Here is a 13,641-nt window from a genome sequence, read left to right as displayed (position 1 = left end):
GGCTATCGAACAAAAATGATGCGCGGCAGCCGCGCCTGTCGGGACCTTGCAAAGCCGTCCTGTCCAGTGACCTGCCAGAAAACGGCGTCCGTGGTCGCCTCGTCGATGACGGCCGCGAACGTCTGATCGGCCAGTTGCAGGTAAGCAACCAACTCCGCCAGCCCGTGCCGCAGCGGCTGCATATGTGTCAGTTCCTTCAGCGTCACCTGTGTGCGATCCTGCAGCGCATGGCGCACGTGACGTTCCAACTGGGCCTTGTCGATCACCACCTGAGAGAAAAGCGCGCCCGCATCCACATTGCTCTCGCCAGACTCAAGCGCCGTATCGGCAATCGACGGCTTGAACGCTGGCGTATGAAGCGGTCGCTCCATCGGTAGCTCCAGATCGACAACCGGCACTGCAATACGCATCGTCTCATCAGGAGGCGGCGACTCGCGCAATGCCAGGGCCTTCGCCTCGATGCCACGCAAGATGTCCATGATGCGGCGGTTCTCGAGCCAGGCCTGATCGTCGAGGAAGCGCCGCAATTGCTGAGAAAGCTGCGACACCGTCCGCTGCGCATGCTCGCCCGCCTCAAGCCAATCGTAGTGAACACGGCGGGTGCGGGTGTCCGGCTTGAGGTCCGAGACGGCCGGGAGGCTCAGCACGCGCTCCAGCATCGCCGAAAGCTCCTCCTGCCGGCGACTCGACATGAGGAAGTCCCAGAAAGCCCGAAAGCTGCGCCCTTGATCCGAATCGGCAATCGCATCGCGCTCACCCATGATTTCTTCCAGCAAGAGGCCCTTCGCGCCATCCCACAGCGCAATGCGCTCCCGGACACGTCGATCGAGGCCGCGAAAGTTTTGCTCCACTTCGCGAAAATCGGTCATCAGCTCGCGCGCCAAAGCAGTAAATTGCTGAAAGCGTTCCTTGAGCGCCGTGTCGTCCAGCAATGGAATATCTCCGCCGAGAATCTTTACGATCTCGACGTCGATCTCGTCTCGCCGTTTGTGCAGCTCAGCAATGCGTGCCGCAGGGTCAGTTTCGCTGCCCTGGCTCATTTGCTTGAGCAGTTCGAACAATGTCAGCAACCTTGACTCTGTCCCCACGAAGGCTCGCTCTGTCAAGGTTCCAAGCCATGCAATCGCCTTTTCGGCCGGAGGCGTCAGATCGAACTGCGGCTCATCCGAACCCAAGGCGTAGAACTTTCGCAGCCACCCCTTGTCGTTGCCAGCCCAATCGTTGAGATATTCAACAGCAGCCTTGGGGAAGGAACCTGGGCCTGCCCGCTCGCGTAGTTCAAACAGTTCATCCTCTAGCGCCTCGGCAAGATCTGCCTGCGACATCACCCGCACGTTCGGCGCGATGAAGACACGGTGCAAGAAACTCACCACCAAGGGTGCATGGTCCGACCGCAGCAAACGCCACGCGGGGTGGCTCTGCCGAAGCAAATCCAATGTGGCATAGTCAAGGCTCACGCGTCCTCCCCTTTGTCCTGATATCGCACCAACTCCTGCTCGATCTGCTCGATGGTCGGCAAGTTCGTCTGCAATTCCTTCGGAAGTGATTCGACCAACTGGTATTCAGCGATGCCGATTGGTTTAGCGGAGTCGCGAAGCGCATATTCGGCAACCACGCGATTTTTTGTCTTGCACAGCAGCAAGCCGATGGTCGAGGCATCCTGATCGGACTTGAGTTGCGCATCGACCGCCGTCAAGTAGAAGCTCAACTGACCGGCATGCTCAGGCTTGAAAGCTCCCGCCTTCAGTTCGATGACCACGTAGCAGTGCAGCTTCAGATGATAGAAAAGGAGGTCGATGAAGAAATCATCTCCACCCACTTCAATGGGAACCTGTCGTCCAACGTACGCAAAACCAGCACCGAGTTCCAGCAAAAAGCGGGAAATGTGTTCGACCAACGCGACTTCGATTTCGCGCTCCCCCGCTTCCTGGCCAATACCCAGGAAATCAAATACATAGGGATCTTTGAGTGCTTGCAGCGCAAGATCCGAGCGCGGTGCAGGAAGTCGTGTCGAAAAATTGGTCACCGCTTTCCCCTCTCGCTCCAGAAGACGCGTTTCGATATGGATATTGAGCGCATTGCGCGACCAACCCTGCTCGATTGCTCTCTGCGCATAAACCAGGCGCAACTGTGTTGTTTTGAGCTTGCTCAGCAAAACCAGGTTGTGGCCCCAGGGCAAATGTCCAACAGCCTGTTGGACTATTTCCTCATCGGGCCATGCCTCGGCAAAAGCACGCATGTACATCAGGTTGGCGCGAGAAAACCCTTTCATCTCGGGAAAGGCCGTGCGCAAGTCATGGGCCAACCGCTCAATTACCTTGGCACCCCACCCTTGCTTGGCCTGTCGTGCAAGGATGTCCCGGCCAATCTGCCAATACAGACTTACCAACTCGCGGTTGACAGCAGTCGCCGCGCGCTGCCTGGCACCTTGGACACGCAACTTCAGCTCAGTGAGCCATTCGGCATAGCCGGTGGGCACATCCATGAGCGACGGAGGTCTAGGACTTTTCATTAACACTGGATCCTGTTGCAGATATTGGCTGGCGCAAACAACGTCAGAGCGCTGTGGCGGATTATTGAAGGTATTGAAATCAGCTGACCATCTCTTGTTTGCCGCAGGTCGTACTTTTTCCTGAAATTCAGGCGCTTCTACAATCCGCACGGCACCGGCACTTCAAGACTCGACAAGGCTTTGCGATCCGTCGTTCGGCCTTGTGCTTCGGGGGAACCCCGTGGTGGATGGATGACTGCACATTCCGGCGCGCAAGCGGAACTGCGCATTCGCGCAGCCCAGCTGGCGCTTCACCGGCTGGTTGAAGGGCCGGTTGCCACCCACCTTCATCGGCTTCGCGGCCTTCATTCATGACGCGTGAACTGAGCTACAGGGATTGGATCGCTCGCAGCCTCGCTCGTGCGCTGCTCGCCGATGCAGGGCAGCCCGGCGGCAACACGCCCGATGCCCTGCGCGCGCGGGCAGCGGCAACGCTAGGCACCGATGCGCCCTGGCTGAAGCCGCTGACGGAAGCCCTCGGCAACCGCTCGCAAGCCACGTGGCAGCGCACCGATCTCCTCGCGCTGGCGCAGGCGATCCATGAGCTGCCCGAGTTCGATGCGGCCTTCGAGCAAGAGGAACAGCCACGCGTTCGGCGAATCATCCTGCGGCCCGCGGAGATGTTCCCGCGTCCGATGGGACTGGACCACTTCGCCCTGCCAAGCATTCCGACACTGGCCGATCTCGCGCAGTGGCTGGAACTCGATGCGGACCGGCTGGCGTGGCTCACCTCCCCGGCGCAGGCTTTTCGCGTACCGGACAAGGCCGGCCCCCGACCCACATCGCACTACCGCTACCAACTGCAGCCCAAGCGCCTGGGCGGCCTGCGCCTGCTCGAGATTCCCAAGGCCGACCTGAAGCGCGCGCAGCGCCGCATCCTCGACGATCTGCTGCAGCGCGTGCCCGTGCACGAAGCGGCGCACGGTTTTGTGCAGGGACGCTCGGTCGCGAGCCACGCGGCCGCGCACACGGGCAAGGAGGTGGTGATCGGCTTCGACCTGCGCGACTTCTTCCCCGGCGTTCGTGCCTCGCGCGTGCATGCCGTATGGCGCACGCTGGGCTACCCCGACGGCGTCGCGCGCGCCCTCACCACCCTGTGCACGCACCGCACCGGCGCCGCGGTGATCGAGCGGCTGCGCGACGGCGGTGGGCTCGACTGGATGGGCGCCAAACGGTTGGCCACGCCGCACCTGCCCCAGGGCTCGCCCTGCTCGCCCGCGCTGGCCAACCTCTGTGCGTTCCGGCTCGACCTGCGGCTCGAAGGCCTGGCATGGGTCTTCGGCGCCACCTACACGCGCTACGCCGACGACCTGGTGTTCTCCGGGCCGGCCTCACTGCGCGCACGGTTTGCGGCCTTGCGCGCGTGGGTCGGCGGCGTCGCGGCCGACGAGGGTTTCGAGCTGCATCCGCGCAAGGTGCGCTGCATGCCCCGGCATCGCCAGCAGCGCGTGACCGGCGTGGTCGTAAATGAAAAGGCCAACGCGCCGCGCGAGGACTTCGACCGGCTCAAAGCCGTGCTGCATCGCTGCGCAATGGACGGCCCCGCCAGCCAGAACCCGACGCAAGTGCTCGACTTTCGCGCGCACCTGCTGGGCCGCATGGCATGGATCGGCCAGTTCAGTGCGGCGCGCCATGCGAGGCTGATGCGCATCTTCGAGCGCATCACGTGGCCGGACGCAACCCCAACGCCCTCATGAACCTAGGGTGTCACGGCTTGCCCGTTCGGCGCAAACCGCTACAGTTTTGCAAACAACGGAGATCCCAGCCATGAACGAGATCCGGTTCACAACCGACGAGCTCTCCACCCTGCGCGAACATGGCGTCGTGCTGTTCGCCGACCGCGTGATCTTCGACGCACAGCCGCCGATGCCGCGGCAGCAGATCGATGCCGTGCAGGCCCAATGCGCAGGCCCGATCCCCGAAGCGCTGCTCGCGCTGTGGCAACAGACCGCGGGCGGGCGGCTCGACTACGACCTGTCGCTCGAGATGAACGGCAATCTCGAAGCCATCAGCTGGAACGAGCTGTTCTGGAACGGCAGCGACGGCTACCACGACCTGCAGGGCTGGATCGCGCACGAACTCGAACTGGCCGGGGAAGCCGCGCGGGAAAGCGGCACGCCGTGGAGCGGCAAGCTCACGCACCTGCCTTTCGGCGGCTTCGAATACACCGACCGCATCTACGCAATGGTCGAACCGGGCGCCGGGCACGGACAGGTCATCGCCTGGAAGAAGGGCCTACCGCCGGCATGGACGCATGCGCTTCACGAAGACAGCGTGAACACCATCGCGCCCGACCTCATGGGCGCCTTCGCGGCTCTGCACCTGGAAGAAGACCCGCTGGCTCCCACCGGCGACTACTTCTCGGGGCAGACGCTGCTCGAATACCTCGACGACCGCCACGAGGAGCACGGGCTCGACCTCGACCTGATGGACAAGCTGGTGGCCTTCTATTCCCGTGCCGTGGCCGACTGGCGCTCGCCGCTGGCCGCGGGCACGCTGCGCCACCAGCCCTCGCTTGCACGCGTGGCGCTGCGCCATGCCATCGCGACCGACGATGCCGAGCTGGTCGCAGAGCTCGCCGCCGCGGGCGTGGACTTCGACGGGCCGTTGCAAGGTAGCGCGCTCGCGACCGACGTTGCGGTGGGGCACGGCGCTTTTGCCGCGGCCGCGGCGCTGGTGCGTGCGGGTGCGCCAGTGGCGGCCGATGCACTGCGCAACATCGACGGACAGATCGCGCCCGAACTCACGAGCGCGCTGCTGGCTAACGGCGCGGAGCCCAACGTGGCTGCCATCGTCAAATGCGCGGCCTGCGGTGCGCCCGCGAGCGCGCACCTGATCGCTGATGCTTGTGCGCGGGCGGGCATCGACGTGCAGACGGCCTTCACCGCGGACCGCGATGCGATGCTGCTCGAACTGAAGACCACGCTCGCCGACAAACACGGCCATTACCTGGGGCAGGAAGGGCTTGCAGAGCGCATCGAGCACCTGCAGACTTTTCGGCTGTGAAACGAACTCTCTCGGCGTGAGCGTTCAGAGCACTGGTTGATCGGCCACGAACCAGCAGCGTACAGGGCATCGGGTGCTCCCCGCAGCGAAATAAAGGAGGAGCCGAAGGCGGGGGACATTCGCGGAGGGGAGTACCCGGTGGCCTGTGCACGCACCCCGGGTGGACACAAGCATCAACCGCCGTACAGCCACGGCTGGTCGAGCAACCTGGCTCCCAATAAGCGCATCGCCATGTCGCGCCCCAACCGCATTGCGCCCGTGGCGTGGAAGATCTCGCCGTTGCGGCGCGCGCGCGCCTGCACCTGCGCATTGCGTGCCCAGCGCGCCTCGGCATAGCGCGTGAACGCGGCGGGCACGTCGGCGGCACTGCCGTCGCCCAGCGCATCGGCCAGCGCCACCGCGTCTTCGATGGCCATGCCCGCGCCCTGCGCGAGGTACGGCACCATCGGATGCGCCGCATCGCCCACCAGCGCGACGCGCTCGTGCGCCATGTCGGCAGCGCCGCTCAGGGGTGCGCGGTCACCGAGCGACCACGCGCGCCAGCCGGGCATGGCGTCGAGCAGCGCCTGCAGGCCTGCGCAGCTGCGGCCCATGGCCTGCTTCAGCGCGGCGACGCTGCCGGCCTGGTCCCAGTCGCGTGCATCGCCTGCGGGGGCGGACTCGGCGATGACAACCACGTTGAGCCAATCGCCGCCGCGCACCGGATACGCCACCGCATGCAGGCGCGGGCCGAGCCAGACATCGACTTGCCGGCGGCGCAATGCGGCGGGCAGGTCGGCTTGCCGAATCAGCGCGCGCCACGCCGTGTGGCCGGTGACGCGCGGCGGCTGCGCGGCAGACGCGGAATCGAGCTGCTGCCGCACCATGCTCCATAGGCCATCGGCCCCGACGACGGCTTCGCCTTCCCAGGCACGCGCATCGGTGCTCGACAGGCATACGAGGTCGTCGCTGGTTTCCACCTGCCTGATGTGCGCCGCGGTGACGAGCGTGCCGGTACCGCATGCGCGCACGGCATCAAGCAGCAGCCCGTGCAGGTCGGCGCGATGCACGCAGAAATACGGAGCGCCGTAGCGCTGCTGCATGGCGTCCCCGAGCGGCATGCGGGCCAGCTCCGAGCCGCTTTCGGCGCTGTGCACCGCGAGCGCATCGGGCCGCGCCGCAATGGCCGCGAGCCCGGGGCCCAGGTCGAGTTGCTGGAGGCGCCGCGTGGCGTTGGGGCCGAGCTGCACGCCGGCGCCGATTTCGCCGAAGGCCGCGGCCTGTTCGAAGACGTCGGCGCGGTGCCGTTGGCGGGACAGCGCCAGCGCAGTGGCCAGCCCCCCGATGCCGCCCCCGGCGACGAGGATGTGCGCGGGCATCGGCTCAGCGGCTGTGCGTGGACGACGGCGCGATGGTGCCCTGGTCGGCTTCGGGTTGCTTCAGGGGAGTCTTGGGAGCGCAGCTTCCGCAGCTGTCGCACGAGCCACAGCCCGAGGTCTTGGCCAGCGAGGCGGCCAGCTCCTTCGCGCGGGCTTCGTCGACCCAGCCCGCGCGTTGCGTGCCGGCCGCGAACTTCTGCGCCGCGCCGCGGCGCCAGCCCGCGGGCATCCAGCGCCAGACCGCATAGAGCGCGGCTGCCGCGACGATCAATCCGACGATCAGTTGCTGTGCCATTTCTTCTTCAAACCTTTCGTGGCGGGTTTTAACCTGCTCCAAGTGCCAGTGCAACGCGGTAGGTGATGAAGCACGCCATGTAGGCCAGCGCAAAGAGATAGCCGGCCATGATCCAGACGTACTTCCACGAGCCTGTCTCGCGCTTCACGGCCGCGAGCGTCGAGATGCACTGCGGCGCGAACACGTACCAGACCAGCAGCGACAGCGCGGTAGCCAGCGACCAGCTGCCCGCGATCAGCGGCTGCAGTTGCCCCGCCACGTCGTCGCCCGTGGCCGACAGCGCGTACACCGTGCCGAGCGCCCCCACGGCCACCTCGCGCGCTGCCATGCCCGGCACCAGGGCGATCGATATCTGCCAGTTGAAGCCGATGGGCGCGAAGATGTGCTCCAGCCCGCGGCCGATCATGCCGGCCAGGCTGTACTGGATGGCCGGCCCGGTCGCGCCTTCCGGCGGCGACGGGAAGGTAGACAGGAACCACAGCAGGATCGTCAGCGTGAGGATGATCGTGCCCACGCGCTGGATGAAGATCCAAGCCCGTTCGTACAGGCCCAGCGCCAGGTTGCGCGGGTTCGGCCAGCGGTAGGCGGGCAGCTCCATCAGCAGTGGCGATTGCGAGGTGCTGTCGCGAAAGCGCTTCATCACCCAGGCCACGGCCATGGCCGAGACGATGCCGAACACGTACAGCGCGAACAGCACCACGCCCTGAAGGTTGAACACGCCGCCCACCGTGCGCGCCGGAATGAAGGCAGCGATCAGCAGCGCATACACCGGCAGCCGCGCCGAACAGGTCATGAGCGGCGCGATCATGATGGTCGTGATGCGGTCGCGCCAGTTGCTGATGGTGCGCGTGGCCATCACGCCGGGAATGGCACAGGCGAAACTCGACAGCAGCGGAATGAACGAGCGGCCCGAGAGGCCCACGGTGCCCATCACGCGGTCGAGCAGGAAGGCCGCGCGCGGCAGGTAGCCCGAGTCTTCCAGCGCGAGGATGAAGAGGAAAAGAATCAGGATCTGCGGCAGGAAGACGATCACGCCGCCCACGCCGGCGATGACCCCGTCGACCAGCAGGCTCTGCAGCATGCCCTCCGGCATGTGCGCCTTGAGCAGGCTGCCCAGCCCCTCGGTGCCGGCCTTGATGGCGTCCATCGGCACATTGGCCCAGCTGAACACGGCCTGGAACATCAGGAACATGGTGACGGCGAGCACCAGCATGCCCCACAGCGGATGCATCACCACGCGGTCGATGCGGTCGCTGGTGGCGAGGCTGCCCGCCGGCTCCTTCACCGCCAGGCCGAGGATGCGGCGCACCTCGCGCTGCGTGGCCAGCACGTCGTCGAGGCCCGGTGCCTGCCAGGGCTGCGGCGCAGCGGCGGCCACGGGCGTGTCGAGCGCTTCGAGCAGGCCCTGCGCGCCACCGCTGTGCACACCGACCGTTTCGATGACCGGCACGCCCAGTTCGCGCGAGAGCACCGCCGCGTCGACCGCGATGCCCTGCTTGCGGGCCATGTCGGTCATGTTGAGCGCCACCACCATCGGCAGGCCGAGCCGCCGGGCCTCGAGCACCAGCCGCAGGTTCAGGCGCAGATTGGTGGCGTCGGTGACGCACACCAGCAGGTCGGGCAAGGCTTCCTTGCTCTGGCCGGTGACGACGTCGCGAGTGACGGCCTCGTCGGCGCTCAGCGCGTTCAGGCTGTAGGCACCCGGCAGGTCGAGCACGAACACGCGGCGGCCCGACGGCGTGCGCAGCGTGCCTTCCTTGCGCTCGACCGTCACGCCGGCGTAGTTGGCCACCTTCTGGCGGCTGCCGGTGAGCAGGTTGAACAGCGCGGTCTTGCCGCAGTTGGGGTTGCCCAGCAGGGCGATGCGGTCGGGCTGAGCGGTAGGCGCGAGGCGCCCGGGCCCCTGGATGACGGCTTCAACCATGGTTGGCGGCTCCAGGCGTGACGTGGATCAGCGCGGCCTCGTGGCGGCGCAGTGCGAAGGTGGTGTGGCCGAGGCGGACCGCCAGCGGTTCGCGCCCCGGAACGCCGCTGGCGACGATGCGCACGGCCTCGCCGGGCACGAAGCCGATTTCCGTCAGGCGCAGGACCAGTTCGCGGCCGTCCGCATCCTCGGGGCGCGCCACGTCGAGCACGGTCGCCCACTGGTTGTTCGGAAGCTGGTCGAGGCGCAGGGCGACGGCGGTGGTCGGCGCTGCGCCGAAATCGGTGGTTCGCACGGTGAGATGACGCCCGGAATATCGGGCGTGCCGGTAAGCAAAGGCTAGATGCTAGCAATTCTCACTCACAAAAACCTGACCACCCCCCTCAAAAGCATGGAAGCCCGGCAAATCGGGGGGTTTTCGCTTGGTTCGGCCGCCCCGTGCGGGGCTCAAACGGCCAGTTCGACGACGCGCGCGGTGACGGCATCGCCGTCGATCAGCAGTTCGGCCACGGCGATGGGCAGCTTGAACCGGCGCGGGCCCGCGCTGCCCGGGTTGACGTACAGCACGCCGCCGCGCTCCGCGATCTTCGGCTGGTGCGAATGGCCCGAGACGACCACGCGCACACCGGCCGCCGACGGATCGATGCCGAGCTGCGCGAGGTCGTGGATGGCATAGAGCTGCACATCGCCGAACGCCAGCCGTTCGGTTTCAGCGATTGCCTCGGCCCAGGGCTCGCGGTCGTTGTTGCCGCGCACGGCCGTCAGCGGCGCGATGGCCGCGAGCGCTTCGAGGATGCCGGCGCTGCCGATGTCGCCGCCATGCACGATGAAGTCGCTGCCTCTCAAAAAAGCGACGGCCTCGGGCCGCAGGAGCCCGTGGGTGTCGGAAATGAGGCCGATGCGGAGCATGGAAGAAGAAAGGCCTCTCAGGAAAACAAGCCCCGGGTTATTCCAGCAGTTGCCGCAGCACGAAGGGCAGGATGCCGCCGTGCTTGTAGTAGTCGACCTCGATCGGCGTGTCGATGCGCAGGCGCACCGTCACCTCCTGGTGCGTATCGTCGGCGCGGTGCACGACCAGCTTCACGTCCATCTGCGGCTTCAGCTCGCTGCCGATCACCACGTCGATCTTCTCGTCGCCGGTGAGGCCCAGCGTCTGCCACGAATCGGCGCCGCGGAACTGCAGCGGCAGCACGCCCATGCCGACCAGGTTGGCGCGATGGATGCGCTCGAAGCTGCGGGCCACCACGGCCTTGATGCCCAGCAGCTGCGTGCCCTTGGCCGCCCAGTCGCGCGAGGAGCCGGTGCCGTATTCCTCGCCGCCGAACACCACCGTCGGCACGCCCTGCGCCATGTACTTCATGGCGGCGTCGTAGATGAACATCTTCTCGTTGCCGGGCTGGAACAGCGTGACGCCGCCCTCTTCCTGCGTGCCATTGGCGTCCGGCGGAATCATGAGGTTCTTGATGCGCACGTTGGCAAAGGTGCCGCGCATCATCACGTCGTGGTTGCCGCGGCGCGAACCGTAGCTGTTGAAGTCGGCCTTGGCCACGCCATGCGCCTTGAGCCAGATGCCCGCGGGCGAGCTTTCCTTGATGGAGCCGGCCGGCGAGATGTGGTCGGTGGTGATCGAGTCGCCGAACAGCGCCATGACGCGCGCGCCCTTGAAGCCCGCGTCCGACGCGTGCGGCGTCATCCTGAAGCCCTCGAAGAACGGCGGCTCGGCGATGTAGGTCGACTTCGGCCAGTCGTACACCTGGCCGTTGGTGCCCTCGATGCTGCTCCAGAACTTGCCCGGGTCGGTCTTGACCTTGTCGTAGTTCTCACGGAACGATTTCGCATTCATCGCATAGCGCAGGTTCTCGTCGATTTCCTTCGGCGTCGGCCAGATGTCGCCCAGGTACACGTCCTTGCCGTTCCTGCCCTTGCCCACGGGCTCGGTCATCAGGTCGGTCATCACGTTGCCGGCGATGGCGAAGGCCACCACCAGCGGCGGCGAGGCGAGGAAGTTGGCCTTCAGGTTCGGATGGATGCGCGCCTCGAAGTTGCGATTGCCCGACAGCACGGCCGCGCCGATCAGGTCGTTCTTGGTGATCGCCTCGTTGATCTCGGGCGTCAGATCGCCGGCGTTGCCGATGCAGGTGGTGCAGCCGTAGCCCGCGAGGTAGAAGCCGAGCTTCTCGAGGTACGGCAGCAGGCCGGCCTTCTCGAGGTATTCGGTGACGATGCGCGAGCCGGGCGCCAGAGAGGTCTTGACGTGCGGCTTGACCGTGAGCCCCGCCTCCACCGCCTTCTTCGCGAGCAGGCCGGCGGCCAGCATCACGCTCGGGTTCGAGGTGTTGGTGCACGAGGTGATGGCCGCGATCAGCACGTCGCCGTTGCCGATGGTGACATCGCCCTTGGGCGCCGGCGGTGCGGTGGCGCTGGTGTGTGCCGCGGCATGGGTCGAGCGGTTGGCCACCATCTCGACCACGTCGCGCGGCGCACCGGGCGGCGGCGCCGCGGCTTCGTCGTCCTCGCGCACGCCGTTCACGCTCAGCGGATAGCGCAGCTTGAGCTTGTCGGCCGGCTGGTTGAAGCCGTTGGCTTCGTTGGGCTTGCTGTAGAGCTCGGAGAACTTGGTGGCCAGGTGGCCAAGGTCGATGCGGTCCTGCGGGCGCTTCGGACCGGCCAGGCTCGGGGACACGATGCCGAGGTCGAGCCTGACGATTTTCGTGTAGTCGATGTCGCCCGGGTTGGGCATGCCGTACAGGCCCTGCGCCTTGTAGTAGGCGGCGAAGCGCTCAACCTCCTCCTGGGTGCGGCCTGTGCCTTCGAAATACGCCACGGTCATGTCGTCGACCGGGAAGAAGCCCATGGTCGCGCCGTATTCAGGCGCCATGTTGCCGATGGTCGCGCGGTCGGGCACGGCGATCGATGCGGCGCCGGGGCCGAAGAATTCGACGAACTTGCCCACCACTTTCTCGGCCCGCAGGATGGACGTGACGTACAGCACGAGGTCGGTGGCCGTCACGCCTTCGCGCAGCTTGCCGGTGAGCTCGAAGCCCACGACGTCGGGCGTGAGCATGTAGACCGGCTGGCCCAGCATGGCCGCTTCGGCCTCGATGCCGCCCACGCCCCAGCCGACCACGCCCACGCCGTTGATCATGGTCGTGTGGCTGTCGGTGCCGACCAGCGAATCGGGGTAGTAGACGGGCACGTCGGCCTTGTCGTTCGGGCTCGTGTAGACGCCGCGCGCAAAGTACTCGAGGTTGACCTGGTGCACGATGCCGAAGCCCGGGGGCACCACGCGGAAGGTGTCGAAGGCCTGCATGCCCCACTTCATGAACTGGTAGCGCTCGTTGTTGCGCTGGAATTCCAGCTTCATGTTCAGGTCGAGCGCCTTGGGCGTGCCGTAGTAGTCGACCATGACCGAGTGGTCGACCACCAGGTCGACAGGCACCAGCGGCTCGATGGTCTTGGGCGACTTGCCCAGCTTGGCGGCCACGCTGCGCATGGCGGCCAGATCGGCCAGCAGCGGCACCCCGGTGAAGTCCTGCAGCACCACGCGGGTGACGACGAATGGAATCTCGTCGGTGCGCTCGGCGTTCGGCGCCCAGTGGGCCAGCTCTTCGACATGCTTGGCCGAGACCTTCTGCCCGTCGCAGTTGCGCAGCACCGATTCGAGCACGATACGGATGGAAACCGGCAGGCGGTCGATGGTCGGGTACTGCTTGGCCAGCTCCTTCAGGGACCAGTATTTGCCGGACTTGCCCGATGCGGTCTTGAAGGTCTTGAGGGTGGACGCAAAGGCATGCGCCGGCGCTTTGGCCATGGGGGAACTCCTGTTTGTTCGTGGAAGCCTCTCAAAGATATCAGGGTTCGATGTCAACGGCTGTAGTCGGTCTTCCCTGCCGACGCCTTGCCGGGCCATGTTCCTCATGGCGAAAAATGCCGGGGACAGGGGGTGTCGCCGGCATTCCGCGATCTCACCAGCGGCCAGCCGGCTCCAGGCCGGAAACCACGCGGGCACCGCCACGGGTGCGGCGCAGCCCGGTCCATTGCAGCTCGGCCAGCACGACCACGCATGCCACCTGCGCCAGCACCCAGGCCATGCCCAGCGCAGTGACCGGGAAGACGCCGCTCACCAGCAGCGCGATGCAGGCCGCGGCCCAGCCGAAGTTGCCGGCGACGACCAGGCCGATGAGGGTACGCGGCGGCGTGCTGCGGCTGGCTATGAAAGCAGCGGCAGCCGCATAGGCCAGCAGAAAAACGCCCGTACCCGCGAGCAGCGGCGCCGGCAGGCCGGTCAACCTGGCCAGTGCGCCGGTGAACGCCACTTGCAGCGCGCCCGTCGCGGCGCAGGAAGCGGCATCGGCCCACATCACGTTGGGCAGGAAACGGGGGGATGCGAAGACGGACATGTGAATCTCCTTGGGTGGTTACGCCGCAAGCCAGCCCTGCCGCGTTGGAGCCCATGATTCCGGCCGGCGTGGATCGCGTCGATGACCTGGGAGGTCATGGCGCCGCG

At 66.2% G+C, this 13,641-nt stretch carries 11 protein-coding genes; 2 read left to right on the top strand and 9 right to left on the bottom strand.

Annotation, left to right across the window (positions count from 1 at the left end; genetic code table 11):
• Nucleotides 1-2: 2 nt before the first annotated feature.
• Together ASD05_RS01985 and ASD05_RS01980 are read right to left on the bottom strand one after the other, a co-directional pair.
• Nucleotides 3-1,457 carry a DUF3375 domain-containing protein gene (locus ASD05_RS01985; protein ID WP_056586877.1) on the bottom strand — a complete coding sequence of 485 codons (1,455 nt, stop codon included), beginning with the start codon at nucleotides 1,455-1,457 and terminating at the stop codon, nucleotides 3-5.
• Nucleotides 1,454-2,485, bottom strand: coding sequence for a PDDEXK nuclease domain-containing protein (locus ASD05_RS01980; RefSeq protein ID WP_235507830.1), 1,032 nt, complete (start codon nucleotides 2,483-2,485; stop codon nucleotides 1,454-1,456). Before ASD05_RS01980 ends, ASD05_RS01985 begins: the two co-directional genes overlap by 4 nt.
• 377 nt (nucleotides 2,486-2,862) lie before the next feature.
• Here ASD05_RS01980 and ASD05_RS01975 point away from each other — a divergent pair, with 377 nt between their 5' ends.
• Entirely contained in the window at nucleotides 2,863-4,248 is a 1,386-nt protein-coding gene (locus tag ASD05_RS01975; RefSeq protein WP_056586871.1) for a reverse transcriptase family protein, read from the top strand.
• A gap of 70 nt (nucleotides 4,249-4,318) precedes the next feature.
• Complete coding sequence (locus ASD05_RS01970) at nucleotides 4,319-5,557, top strand: hypothetical protein (RefSeq protein ID WP_056586868.1); 1,239 nt, start codon at nucleotides 4,319-4,321, stop codon at nucleotides 5,555-5,557.
• Between the two features lie 173 nt (nucleotides 5,558-5,730).
• Here ASD05_RS01970 and ASD05_RS01965 read toward each other — a convergent pair whose 3' ends face one another.
• The 7 genes from ASD05_RS01965 to ASD05_RS01935 all read right to left on the bottom strand — a co-directional run bounded on the left by ASD05_RS01965 (nucleotide 5,731) and on the right by ASD05_RS01935 (nucleotide 13,534).
• Nucleotides 5,731-6,915 (bottom strand): FAD-dependent monooxygenase, encoded by a 1,185-nt coding sequence (locus tag ASD05_RS01965; RefSeq protein WP_056586865.1) that lies wholly within the window; start codon nucleotides 6,913-6,915, stop codon nucleotides 5,731-5,733.
• A gap of 4 nt (nucleotides 6,916-6,919) precedes the next feature.
• Nucleotides 6,920-7,210, bottom strand: a complete 291-nt coding sequence (locus ASD05_RS01960; RefSeq protein ID WP_056586862.1) for a DUF6587 family protein — start codon at nucleotides 7,208-7,210, stop codon at nucleotides 6,920-6,922.
• A 28-nt stretch (nucleotides 7,211-7,238) separates the two neighbouring features.
• On the bottom strand, nucleotides 7,239-9,134 hold the full coding sequence (feoB, locus tag ASD05_RS01955) for a ferrous iron transporter B (RefSeq protein WP_056586859.1): 1,896 nt from the start codon (nucleotides 9,132-9,134) through the stop codon (nucleotides 7,239-7,241).
• Nucleotides 9,127-9,429, bottom strand: coding sequence for a FeoA family protein (locus ASD05_RS01950; protein ID WP_056586857.1), 303 nt, complete (start codon nucleotides 9,427-9,429; stop codon nucleotides 9,127-9,129). The genes feoB and ASD05_RS01950 overlap by 8 nt, the downstream gene beginning before the upstream one ends.
• Nucleotides 9,430-9,581: 152 nt before the next feature.
• Complete coding sequence (locus tag ASD05_RS01945; protein ID WP_056586853.1) at nucleotides 9,582-10,043, bottom strand: metallophosphoesterase family protein; 462 nt, start codon at nucleotides 10,041-10,043, stop codon at nucleotides 9,582-9,584.
• A gap of 37 nt (nucleotides 10,044-10,080) precedes the next feature.
• Entirely contained in the window at nucleotides 10,081-12,945 is a 2,865-nt protein-coding gene (locus ASD05_RS01940; RefSeq protein ID WP_056586849.1) for an aconitate hydratase, read from the bottom strand.
• A gap of 154 nt (nucleotides 12,946-13,099) precedes the next feature.
• Nucleotides 13,100-13,534: a hypothetical protein gene (locus ASD05_RS01935; RefSeq protein WP_056586845.1), complete on the bottom strand. Its 435-nt coding sequence runs from the start codon at nucleotides 13,532-13,534 to the stop codon at nucleotides 13,100-13,102.
• Nucleotides 13,535-13,641 lie beyond the last annotated feature (107 nt).

It is taken from the genome of Variovorax sp. Root434 (assembly GCF_001426595.1).
GTDB lineage: Bacteria > Pseudomonadota > Gammaproteobacteria > Burkholderiales > Burkholderiaceae_C > Variovorax.
Note: the sequence above shows the minus strand (reverse complement) of the source record. Positions and strands in the feature narration are given on the sequence as shown.